At 73.2% G+C, this 10,919-nt stretch carries 9 protein-coding genes and 1 riboswitch; of the genes, 4 read left to right on the forward strand and 5 right to left on the reverse strand.

Annotation, left to right across the window (positions count from 1 at the left end):
- Positions 1-122 precede the first annotated feature (122 nt).
- On the forward strand, positions 123-644 hold the full coding sequence (locus tag ACR9ZG_RS07975) for a gamma carbonic anhydrase family protein (protein ID WP_481284289.1): 522 nt from the start codon (positions 123-125) through the stop codon (positions 642-644).
- Between the two features lie 76 nt (positions 645-720).
- Here the strand turns inward: ACR9ZG_RS07975 and ACR9ZG_RS07980 are convergent, their stop codons facing one another.
- The 3 genes from ACR9ZG_RS07980 to glyA all read right to left on the reverse strand — a co-directional run bounded on the left by ACR9ZG_RS07980 (position 721) and on the right by glyA (position 3,538).
- Entirely contained in the window at positions 721-1,224 is a 504-nt protein-coding gene (locus ACR9ZG_RS07980) for a YbaK/EbsC family protein (protein ID WP_481284290.1), read from the reverse strand.
- A complete protein-coding gene (locus ACR9ZG_RS07985) occupies positions 1,221-2,102 on the reverse strand; it encodes a bifunctional methylenetetrahydrofolate dehydrogenase/methenyltetrahydrofolate cyclohydrolase (protein ID WP_481284291.1) in 882 nt (293 codons plus the stop codon). The genes ACR9ZG_RS07980 and ACR9ZG_RS07985 overlap by 4 nt, the downstream gene beginning before the upstream one ends.
- A 98-nt stretch (positions 2,103-2,200) precedes the next feature.
- Positions 2,201-3,538, reverse strand: coding sequence for a serine hydroxymethyltransferase (gene glyA / locus ACR9ZG_RS07990; protein WP_481284292.1), 1,338 nt, complete (start codon positions 3,536-3,538; stop codon positions 2,201-2,203).
- A gap of 33 nt (positions 3,539-3,571) precedes the next feature.
- Positions 3,572-3,668: riboswitch (ZMP/ZTP riboswitch) on the reverse strand.
- 126 nt (positions 3,669-3,794) lie between these two features.
- On the opposite strand from glyA, the gene ACR9ZG_RS07995 reads away from it, so the two are divergent.
- Complete coding sequence (locus tag ACR9ZG_RS07995) at positions 3,795-5,309, forward strand: family 20 glycosylhydrolase (protein WP_481284293.1); 1,515 nt, start codon at positions 3,795-3,797, stop codon at positions 5,307-5,309.
- A 36-nt stretch (positions 5,310-5,345) separates the two neighbouring features.
- Here ACR9ZG_RS07995 and ACR9ZG_RS08000 read toward each other — a convergent pair whose 3' ends face one another.
- Both ACR9ZG_RS08000 and ACR9ZG_RS08005 read right to left on the reverse strand, forming a co-directional pair.
- Entirely contained in the window at positions 5,346-6,647 is a 1,302-nt protein-coding gene (locus ACR9ZG_RS08000; protein ID WP_481284294.1) for a UDP-glucose dehydrogenase family protein, read from the reverse strand.
- A gap of 50 nt (positions 6,648-6,697) precedes the next feature.
- Entirely contained in the window at positions 6,698-6,988 is a 291-nt protein-coding gene (locus tag ACR9ZG_RS08005; protein ID WP_481284295.1) for a PqqD family protein, read from the reverse strand.
- A gap of 96 nt (positions 6,989-7,084) precedes the next feature.
- Between ACR9ZG_RS08005 and ACR9ZG_RS08010 the strand changes: the two genes are divergently transcribed.
- Both ACR9ZG_RS08010 and ACR9ZG_RS08015 read left to right on the forward strand, forming a co-directional pair.
- On the forward strand, positions 7,085-8,932 hold the full coding sequence (locus ACR9ZG_RS08010) for a tyrosine-protein kinase domain-containing protein (RefSeq protein WP_481284296.1): 1,848 nt from the start codon (positions 7,085-7,087) through the stop codon (positions 8,930-8,932).
- A gap of 8 nt (positions 8,933-8,940) precedes the next feature.
- Positions 8,941-9,912, forward strand: a complete 972-nt coding sequence (locus ACR9ZG_RS08015; RefSeq protein ID WP_481284297.1) for a nucleotidyltransferase family protein — start codon at positions 8,941-8,943, stop codon at positions 9,910-9,912.
- Positions 9,913-10,919: the final 1,007 nt, after the last annotated feature.

Here is a 10,919-nt window from a genome sequence, read left to right on the forward strand (position 1 = left end):
AGATGTGTATAAGAGACAGAGTTGTCACAACACGCCGTCTCGGCGAGGTCAGGGACGGCGTGTCGTGACAAGCGGATGGTGAGACAGGGACGTCCGGTGGAGGCGCTGGCTAGGCTGGGCGCATGACGCTCGTGACCCTCGCCGACGGATCCGCCCCCACCCTCGCGGATGACGCCTTCGTCGCGCCGGGAGCCGTGCTCGCCGGCCGCGTCCGCCTCGCCGCCGGCGCGAGCGTCTGGTACAACGCGGTGCTGCGCGCGGAGGCGGAGGACATCACCGTGGGCGCCCGCAGCAACCTCCAGGACAACGTCTCGTGCCATGTCGACGGCGGCTTCCCGCTGACCATCGGCGCCGACGTCTCGGTCGGCCACAACGCCGTGCTGCACGGCTGCACCATCGAGGACGGCTCCCTCGTCGGGATGCACGCCACCGTGCTCAACGGCGCGGTCGTCGGCGCCGGCTCGCTGCTCGCCGCCGGGACCGTCGTGCTCGAGGGTGCTGTCATCCCGCCGGGCTCCCTCGTCGCCGGCGTCCCCGGCGTGGTGCGCCGCGAGCTGACCGACGAGGAGCGCGCCGGCATCCGCGCCAACGCCGAGGCCTACCTGCGTCACGTGGAGGCGCACCGCGGCGCCACGACGGACTAGCGCGCCGTCTGCTCCGCCCGGCCTGGCCCGCCTACTCCGCCTACTCCGCCTGGCCCGCCTACGCGGCCTGTCCCGCCTACTCGGCCTGTCCGGGCTCCACAGGCCCCGGCTCGCCACCCGTGATCCGCACCAGCTCGTCGAACGTCGTCGGGAACACCGTGTGCGCATGGCCCGCGGCCGCCCAGACCTCCGGATAGCCGGCGAGCGCCACATCCACCACGGTCCGCAGCGGCGCCGGATGCCCCACCGGAGCCACGCCGCCGATGGTCTGCCCGGTCGCCGCCTTCACCGTCTCCGCGTCGGCACGCCGGATCCGCCCGCCGAGCCGCTCCCCCAGGAAGGCGGTGTCGACGCGATGCGCGCCCGAGGTCATGACGAGCAGCGGCTCGCCGTCGATCGTGAACACGAGGGAGTTGGCGATCGCACCGACCTCGACCCCCAGCTCGGCCGCGGCGGCCACGGCGGTCGGCGTCGCGGTCTCGAACCAGCGGACGCGCGGCTCGATCCCCGCTGCCAGGAGCGCGCCCTCGACACGCTCGACCGCGGCATGCGTGCGGCCGGAGCCCTCGACGGCGCTCACGCCAGCGACCGTTCGGCCGCCTCCACCACGTTCTGCAGCAGCAGGGCCCTCGTCATCGGCCCCACGCCGCCGGGGTTCGGCGACACCCATGCGGCGACCTCCGCGACCTCGGGTGCGACGTCGCCCGCGACGCGGCTCTTGCCGGTGACCGGGTCCTCCACGCGGCTGACGCCCACGTCGAGCACGATGGCGCCCGGCTTGATGTTGTCGGCGGTGATCAGCCCCGCGACACCCGCCGCGGCGACGATGACATCGGCGCGCTTGAGGTGCTCATCGAGGTCGACGGTCCCGGTGTGCGTCAGCGTGACCGTCGCGTTGATCTCGCGGCGGGTCAGCAGCGAGCCGATCGGGCGCCCGACGGTCACGCCGCGGCCGACGACCACGACGTGCTTGCCGTCGAGGTCGATCCCGTGACGCTGCATCAGTTCGATCACACCGCGCGGCGTGCACGGCAGCGGGGTCGTGATCGGGCGGCTGACGTTGAGCACCAGGCGGCCGAGGTTCGTGGGGTGGAGGCCATCGGCGTCCTTCGCCGGGTCCACCAGCTCCAGGATGGCGTCGGTGTCGAGGTGGCCCGGCAGCGGCAGCTGGACGATGAAGCCGGTGCAGTCGGGGTCGGCGTTCAGCTCCTCCACCACCGCCTCCAACTCGGCCTGCGAGATGTCGGCGGGGAGGTCGCGGCGGATGGAGGCGATGCCCACCTCCGCGCAGTCGCGGTGCTTGCCCGCGACGTACCACTGCGATCCGGGGTCGTCCCCGACGAGGATCGTGCCGAGTCCCGGCACCACGCCCTGCTCGCGCAGCCGCGCGACCCGTTCCGTCAGCTCCGCCTTGATCGCGCTCGCCGTCGCCTTGCCGTCCAGTACCTTCGCCGTCACGTGTGTCTCCTTCATCAGCCCGCGAGCACAGGAAAATTGTCGTCAGCTGGCCGCCGAGGCGACAGTTCTCCTGTGCTCGGCGGCCGGCGACGCGTGGATCAGATCGAGGAGGGGAGCTCGACCGGGAAGCCCTCCTGACCCGACGGCGTCAGCCCCGGGTAGAGCGGGAAGGCCGCCGTCAGCGCGTCGACGCGGGCGCGCAGCGCCGCGGTGTCGGCGCCCGGCTTGAGCGCGGTCGCGATGATGTCGGCGACCTCGGTGAACTCGGTGTCGCCGAAGCCGCGGGTCGCGAGCGCCGGCGTGCCGATGCGGAGGCCGGAGGTCACCATCGGCGGGCGCGGGTCGAACGGCACCGCGTTGCGGTTGACCGTGATGCCGACCTCGTGCAGCACGTCCTCGGCCTGCTTGCCGTCGAGCTCCGAGGTGCGGAGGTCCGCGAGCACCAGGTGCACGTCGGTCCCGCCCGTGAGCACGTCGACGCCGGCGGCGCGCGAGTCGTCGGCGGTCAGGCGGTCGGCGAGGAGCTTCGCGCCGCGGATGGTCCGCTCCTGGCGGTCCTTGAACTCGTCGGTCGCGGCGAGCTTGAACGCGGTCGCCTTGGCGGCGATCACGTGCATGAGCGGGCCGCCCTGCTGGCCGGGGAAGACGTTCGAGTTGAGCTTCTTGGCGAGCTCCATGTCGCGGCTGACGATGAAGCCGGAGCGCGGGCCGCCGATCGTCTTGTGCACGGTCGAGCTGACCACGTCGGCGAAGGGCACCGGGTTCGGGTGGAGGCCCGCGGCGACCAGGCCGGCGAAGTGCGCCATGTCGACCCAGAGCTTCGCACCGACCTCGTCCGCGATCTCGCGGAAGGCGGCGAAGTCGAGCTGACGCGGGTAGGCCGACCAGCCGGCGATGATGACCTGCGGCTTGTGCTCGCGCGCCTTGTCGCGCACGACATCCATGTCGACGAGGAACGACTCGGGGTCGACGCCGTAGGACACGGCGTTGTAGAGCTTGCCCGAGAAGTTGAGCTTCATGCCGTGGGTCAGGTGGCCGCCGTGGGCGAGCTCGAGTCCGAGGATCGTGTCGCCCGGCGTCGCGATCGCGGACAGCACTGCCGCGTTGGCGGAGGCGCCGGAGTGCGGCTGGACGTTCGCGTACTCGGCGCCGAACAGGCTCTTCGCCCGGTCGATCGCCAGCTGCTCGGCGATGTCGACGTACTCGCAGCCGCCGTAGTAGCGGCGGCCCGGGTAGCCTTCGGCGTACTTGTTGGTCAACACCGAGCCGACCGCCTCGAGCACGGCGCGCGGAACGAAGTTCTCGGACGCGATCATCTCGAGGTAGTCGCGCTGACGGCCGAGCTCGAGCTGGAGGACCTCGGCGATCTCCGGGTCGACCTCGGCGAGAGGCGCGGTGAACGTCGGGGAGATCGCCGTCTGGTTGATGTCGGACATGATCGGCTCCTTCGGACAGGGATGGACTGTGTTCGTATCGACCCAGGCGCGCGGCCGAATCCACCCGTGTTTCGAGGTACCGTGTCGCTCCCCGATGGTGACCATCTGAGCGCCAGTCGCGACGCAGCACAGCATAGCAAAGCGCGGTGGGAGCGGAACCCTTGCCCTTTCGTAAGGACCCCTGCGATACTCGCACTCGGCCGGGGCGGGCGGGGGCAGCGCGGGCCGCTTCCCCCTCGTCGCGTTAGGAGCACCCGTGGTCGTCCCCCGTCCCGTGCTGTTCGAGTACACCGCAGGGGCGCCGTTCGTCCTCTCCGCCGAGGCCCGCATCAGCGTGGCGGGGCCGGGCGCCGCGTCCGTCGCCGAGCTGCTGGCGGCCGAGCTCGCGGCCGACTGCGGCCGCCGTCCGGCCGTCGTCCCCGAGCCTCCCGCGTTCGGCGACATCGCCATCGTCATCGCCGACGACGAGGTCGGCGAGGCGCATCGAGCGGAGGGCTACATGCTCGACGTCCACGCGGGCGGCGTGCGCATCGGCGCGGCGACCGCCGCGGGCGCGTTCCGCGGCGTGCAGACCCTGCGCCAGCTGGTGCCCGCCGACTGCTCCGGCGAGCTCTCCGTTGCCGCCGTCCGGGTGGAGGATCACCCGCGTTACGCCTATCGGGGCGCGATGCTCGACGTGGCCAGGCACTTCTTCGGCGTGGACGAGGTCAAGCGCTTCATCGACGCGATCGTGCTGCTCAAGGTCAACCACCTGCACCTGCACCTGACCGACGACCAGGGCTGGCGCATCGAGATCCTGTCGCGTCCCGCGCTCACGGCGGTGGGCGGCAGGACGGCGGTGGGAGGCGCCCCCGGCGGCTTCTACACGCAGGCCGAGTACCGCGAGCTGGTCGCCTACGCCGCCGAGCGGCACGTCACCGTGGTCCCCGAGCTCGACATGCCCGGCCACGTCAACGCCGCACTGGTCGCGTGCCCGGAGCTCACCCCCGACGGCGTCGCCCCGGCGCCGTACACCGGCACCGACGTGGGCTTCAGCAGCCTCCTCGTCGGCGATCAGGCGACCGAGCGCTTCGTGCGCGACGTCGTCCGGGAGGTGGCGGCCCTGACCCCCGGCCCGTACCTCCACCTCGGCGCCGACGAGTGCCTCGCCACGCCGCACGAGGACTACCTGCGGTTCGTGGCGTTCGCGACCCGGGAGGTGGCGGCCGCGGGCAAGACGCCCGTCGGCTGGCACGAGCTCGGCCGCAGCGGCGACCTCGAGCCGGGAACCGTCGGCCAGTACTGGGACTTCGTGACCCCGCGCGGCACCTCGGCCGGAGAGGCCCTGTCGTTCGTCCGGCAGGGTGGAGCGGTCATCATGTCGCCTGCGGACGCCGCCTATCTCGACATCGTCACCGCCGATGGGGAGCAGCCCGGCCTCGCCTGGACCGGCCGCCCCACCGATCTCGGCAGCGCCTACCGCTGGGACCCGGCGCGGGTCGTACCCGGCCTGGGCGACGCGCACATCCTGGGCGTGGAGGCGCCGCTCTGGACCGAGACCGTCAGCACGATCGAGGAGGTCGAGCTGATGGTCTTCCCGCGTCTCGCCGCCCTCGCGGAGATCGGCTGGTCGCCCGCACCGGCCGACACCGAGGATGTCACGGCCGCGCGCGATCTCGACGACCTCGGCCGCCGGCTGGCCGACCTCGCGACCCACTGGGACGCCGCAGGGACGGTGTACCGCCGCCTCCCGGGCGTCGCCTGGCCGGAGCCCGTCACCGAGGCCGGCTGAGCCCCGCGCCTCCCCCGGCGCCGGCGCCCGCTCGCGTCAGCGCCGGCCGAGCCCCCGGTACGCCCAGCCCGCCGCGCGCCACGCGGCCGGGTCGAGCACGTTCCGCCCGTCGATGACGCGCGCGTTCCGCACGAGGGAGGCCGCTGCGACCGGGTCCAGGTCGCGGTACTCGCGCCACTCGGTCGCGAGCACGACGAGGTCCGCCCCGCGCAGCGCGTCCTCGGTCGACGACGAGGTCACCAGCGCAGGGAAGCGGCGGAGCGCGTTCGGGAGGCCGTACGGGTCGGTCGCGACGACCTCGGCGCCCAGCTCGTGCAGCCGCTCGGCCACGTCGAGCGCCGGCGAGTCGCGCACGTCGTCCGAGTCCGGCTTGAAGGTGACGCCGAGCAGGGCGATGCGGGCGCCGGCGACCGAGCCGCCGAGGTCCTCGAGCGCCGCCTCCACGAGCCGCTCGCGCTGGCGCAGGTTCACCGCGTCCACGTCGCGCAGGAACGCGAACGCGTCGCCGAGCCCCAGCTGCTCGCCGCGCGCGGCGAAGGCGCGGATGTCCTTCGGCAGGCAGCCGCCGCCGAAGCCGAGGCCCGCGTTGAGGAAGCGGCGCCCGATGCGCGCGTCGTGCCCGATCGCGTCCGCGAGCACGGTCACGTCGGCCCCTGTCGCGTCGGCGACCTGCGACATGACGTTGATGAAGCTGATCTTCGTGGCGAGGAACGCGTTCGCCGCGGTCTTCACCAGCTCGGCGGTGGCGTAGTCGGTGACGATCCTGGGCGTTCCCGCGTCGATCGCCTGGCGGTAGACGTCGTCGAGGAGGTCGGCGGCGCGCTGGGTGCGCACGCCGTACACGAAACGGTCGGGGCGCAGCGTGTCCTTGACGGCGAAGCCCTCGCGCAGGAACTCCGGGTTCCACGCGAGCTCCGCCCCGCCGGCCGCGGCCTCGATGCGGTCGGCGAGCTGCTCCGCGGTCCCGACCGGAACGGTGCTCTTGCCTGCCACGAGCGCGCCGGGCTTGAGGTGCGGCAGGAGGGACGCGACGGCCGCCTCCAGGTAGGTCAGGTCGGCCGCGTCGCTGCCCGCGGTCTGCGGCGTGCCCACGGCGATGAAGTGCACGTCCGCGTCGGCGGCGTCGGCCATGTCGGTGCTGAAGCGCAGCCGGCCGGAAGCGAGTCCCGCCTCCAGCACCTCCGGCAGCCCCGGCTCGTGGAAGGGCGGGCGCCCGGCCGCGAGGGCCTGCACCTTCGCGGCATCCACGTCGATCCCGACCACATCGTGGCCGAGGTCCGCCATCGCGGCGGCGTGCACGGCGCCCAGATAGCCGCAGCCGATCACAGAGAGTCTCATTCGGTGTCCTTGGGGAGTGGTGGTGGCAGCAGCAGCAAGACTACCGAGCACTATCCTGCGGAAACGGTGAGGCCCGCCTCTGCGAGCGCACCGAGGAACGCCTCCACGTCGGCGAGCGCCGTTCCGCGGTCCACCCCGAAGTCGGCGGTCACCGCGGCCACCAGCTCCTCCACCGTCGCGCCGTGCTCGTGGGCGCCGATCGTCTCCCACAGGTAGCGGGCGGTTCCGTCGAGGGCGATGAGGTCGGACGTGTCGAGATTGACCACCACGATGCGGTCGCCGTCGTGCGTGGCGACCACCCGGTCGGAGACGCGGACGCGGGCGCCGGCGCCTTCCGTCATCTCGTCCCCTCGATCCTCGGCCCCCCCGAATGGGGCACACGCAAGCCCTGGCAGAGTTGCGTACTCGACCCGTGCCACCCGAAGGAGCCCCTCCCGATGCCGCACCGCGAGCCCGACCAGCCCCGCGCCCTGAGCCTACGCGAGTACCTGCGCATCACGCGCCGCTACGGAGCCGGGATGCTCAGCCTCGTCCTGCTGGCCGTGCTCGCCGCCGCCGCGTGGACCGTCGCTCAGCCCCGCGTCTACAGCTCGACGGCCGCCGGTCTCGTGCAGTCGCAGGCGGGCGACGATCTCAACTCCGCCTACGCGGGCGACTCCCTGGCGAAGTCCCGCGCGGCCTCATACGTGCAGCAGGCCGCCTCCATCGAGGTGGCGAAGCTCGTGATCGAGGAGCTGAAGCTTCCGACCTCCCCCGGTTCGCTCGCGTCGTCGGTCTCGGCGCAGCAGCCGACGGACACCGCCATCATCCGCATCACCGCCGACGCCGCGACCCCGGAGGACGCGCAGCGCATCGCGAACGCCTGGATCACCGCGCTGGGCACCCGGATCACGCAGCTCGAGAACCCGGACGGCGCGGACGGCGGCGCCACCGCCGGCGCGAGCGTCACGCGGTTCTCGACGCTCGCGAGCGCCCCGCTGAATGCGGCGCCCTCCTCTCCCGATGTCCCGGTCACACTGGCCATCGCGTTCGTCGCCGGGCTGTTCCTCGCCGTGCTCTACGCCCTCGTGCGCCACCAGCTCGACCGCGGCGTCCGGTCGGCGGAGGTGATCGAGTCGGCGTTCGGCGTGCCGGTCGTCGGCACGATCCCGATCACCGATGAGCTGAGCCGTCGGTCGCGCATCCTCGAGGACGGCCGCGGCCCCGTGTCGGGCGCCACGATCGGGACGATGGAGGCGCTGCGCGAGCTGCGCACGAATCTCTCGTACGTGGATGTGGACGAGCCGCCGCGCGTCCTGCTCGTCACCTCCTCCCTCCCGGGCGAAGGCAAGTCGACGCTCGCCTCGAACCTCGCCACCACCATCGCGCGGTCGGGACAGCCTGTCGTCGTGGTGGATGCCGACATGCGCCGGCCGAACCAGGTCACGACCTTCGGCCTGCCCGACACGGCAGGGCTCTCGGATGTGCTCGCCGGCCGGGTGGCGCTGCGCGACGTCCTCCAGGATCCGGGCCTCTCGCCGAACCTGCGCGTGCTGGCCGCGGGCCGGACTCCCCCGAACCCGAGCGAGCTGCTGGGCTCGCGCACCATGCGGGAGCTGCTCGTCGCCCTCTCGGAGCTGGCGCTGGTCATCGTGGACGCCCCTCCCCTGCTCCCGGTGACGGATGCCGCCGTGCTGTCCCGGTCGGTCGACGGCGTGCTCCTGGTGGTCGACACCCGCCGCACCAAGGTCGATCAGCTCGGCAAGGCGCTCAGGAGCCTCGAACAGGCGGGAGGCCGCCTCACCGGCGTGGTGCTCAACCGCGTGCCGCGCCGTGGTTCCGACGCCATGTCGTACGGGTACTACGGCAGCGAATACGGCTACGGATACTCTGCGCCCGCTCCGCTGACCGACGGCCGCACGACCGGCGAGAACGAGGAGGCACGGGGCGCCGTGCGGCCGGGCGACGACCGCGGCGCGCCGAGCCACGACCCGAGCGGGCCGAGCCACGACCCAAACCACGACTCGAACGCCCCTAGCCACGACCCGAGTGGGCCGAGCCACGGCGAGTCGCACAACGGCGAGACCAGCGACGACCGGGGCGACGAGCCCATCGCCGACGGCCGCCTCGCCGACGTGCCCACCGGGCCGGCGCCGATCGTGGACGGTGTGCCGGTCCACGCCGGCCCGGCCCCCTCGTACGCGACGGCGGCCACGCGCACGCCGACCGTTGAGCGGCCCGCCTCCCCCGTCCCGGCGCCGGCCGAGACGCCCACCGAGCACGGCCGGCGTTCGGCCCGGCGCTGACGACGAGCGTGACCGCTTCCTCGGCCTCCCCGGCCCGTCCGGCCGGACGCGACGCGTCGTGGCGCCTGGCTCACGCCGTCGTCGCCGACGTCTGCGCCGCGGAGGGCGTCGAGCCGATCGTGCTGAAGGGTGCGGTCGCGTCCGCGCACGGCCTGCGGGCTCACCGCGAGGCCGGCGATCTCGACGTGCTGCTGCCGCCGGACGCGCTCGCCGGGGTCGTCACCCGCCTCGAGGCCGTCGGCTGGAGGCTGCGCGCACGCGACGGCGACGAGCGGTCGTTCCCCTCGCACGCGGTGACGCTGTTCCGGAGCGGCTGGCCGATCGACCTCGACCTCCACCACCGCTACCTCGGGCTTCCCGGCTCGGACACGGTCTACGAGCGGGTACGGCGCCTCAGCGTCCGGCAGCGGGTGGACGGGGCCGAGGTGCTCGCCCCCGTACCCGCGGCACATGCCGTCCTGGTCGGACTGCACGGCCTGCGCAGCGTGAGCGTCGGCCGGCACGCGGCCGAGCTGGAGCAGCTGATCGCGGCCCTCGACCGCATCGACGTCCACGACGTGGTGGATGCCGCACGAGCGCTGGGCGCGCTGGGCCCGCTCCGCCCCCTCCTCTCGCGCCACGAGGTGCTGGATCGCGTCGCAGACGATGGCATCCGGCGTGCGATCCTCGGCGCAGAGCCGAGCGCCGACGCTGACACCGACGCCGACGCCGACGCCGAGTGGAGGCTCGTCTCGTCCTCCGAACGCCCGCACGAGCGCCGCGCGCTCCAGTTGAGCCAGGCCACCTGGGCGGAACGCGCCCGCCTGATCGTGCGCTGGCTGCGCCCCTCCCTCGACGACCTCTACAAGAACCGCGACTCAGTGCGCCGCACCGACGCGCGGACGGCTTGGCTGTACGTGCGCCGCGTCGTCCGCGGGATGACGCTCCTCCCGCTCGCCGTCCTCCGGCTCGGCCGTGAGGGCAGCCGCCGGGTCCGCTGACGCGCCGCCGCCCGCAGGCGTCAGCCGGGGCAGGGACAGCAGCACCGTGGATGCGATCCCGGTGAACAGCCACACCATCGTGTCGAACGAGAACATCATCGACAGCACCACGACGATCACCGCGCGCCCGCCGCGGTCGGCGCGGACCAGCGCCACCACGAGGCCCAGCAGCAGCACCGCGAGCCCGACGACGCCGACGGTCCCGAGCGCCTCCACGTACATGTCATCCACGACGTGGAGGTGGAAGCGGCTGGTCAGGTATCCGTGCGCGAACAGGTCGGCATCGCGCCCCCACCCCTGACCGAACAGCAGCTCCAGCGGCGGTCGCGCGAGCAGCGCGGGAACGCCCTGGAGGTTGCCGAGCCGCTGCAGCCACGAGCCCGAGTCGAGCAGGTCGTCGGCGAGCGAGCGCACGGTCCCGCCCGCCCCGAGCAGCACGGCGAGCACGCCGGCACCGGCGAGGACCAGGAGGTTGCGCACCCACCGGGTGAGTCCGGGACGGGTGATGAGGTGCACGAGCACCCCGGCGACGGCGGCGAGCACGGCGCTGCGGGTCCCGGAGAGCAGCAGTCCCGTCGCCGCGGCCCCGAGCATGACGAGCCGAAGCATGCGGCCCGCAAGGGTCGTGGAGAGCCGTGCGCCGTCGCACCACACGAGCACCGTGGCCACCGCCGTGAACCAGCCGAACACGATCGGATGCCCGAACGTCCCCTGCGCACGCTGCAGGTCTCCGTCGAGGAACGGGTTGTCGCGGGCCGAGCCGCGGTAGCCCCACACCGGAGTCAGGTCGAGCAGCGCCTCCGCGAGCGCGAGCACGACCTCCGCCGCGAGGAGGAGCAGCAGGATCCGCACGAAGAGTCGTACGGCGTCGGTGTGGAGCCGCAGGGCGACGTGACCGGCGAGGAGAGCCGTGGTCCCGTAGACGAGGAGCCCCAGCAGCGAGTAGCCGTCTAGGACGACGGAGCTGATCAGCAGCAGTGCCCACCACGCCGCCAGCGCGGCCTGGA

The sequence above is a fragment of the Leifsonia sp. KNZ12-8B genome, assembly GCF_056755495.1.

Coding starts and splice junctions, on each gene's coding strand:
- ACR9ZG_RS07975 (WP_481284289.1), top strand. CDS start 123: ATGACGCTCGTGACCCTCGCCGACGGATCCGCCCCCACCCTCGCGGAT.
- glyA (WP_481284292.1), bottom strand. CDS start 3,538: ATGTCCGACATCAACCAGACGGCGATCTCCCCGACGTTCACCGCGCCT.
- ACR9ZG_RS08005 (WP_481284295.1), bottom strand. CDS start 6,988: ATGACGGAAGGCGCCGGCGCCCGCGTCCGCGTCTCCGACCGGGTGGTC.
- ACR9ZG_RS08000 (WP_481284294.1), bottom strand. CDS start 6,647: ATGAGACTCTCTGTGATCGGCTGCGGCTATCTGGGCGCCGTGCACGCC.
- ACR9ZG_RS08010 (WP_481284296.1), top strand. CDS start 7,085: ATGCCGCACCGCGAGCCCGACCAGCCCCGCGCCCTGAGCCTACGCGAG.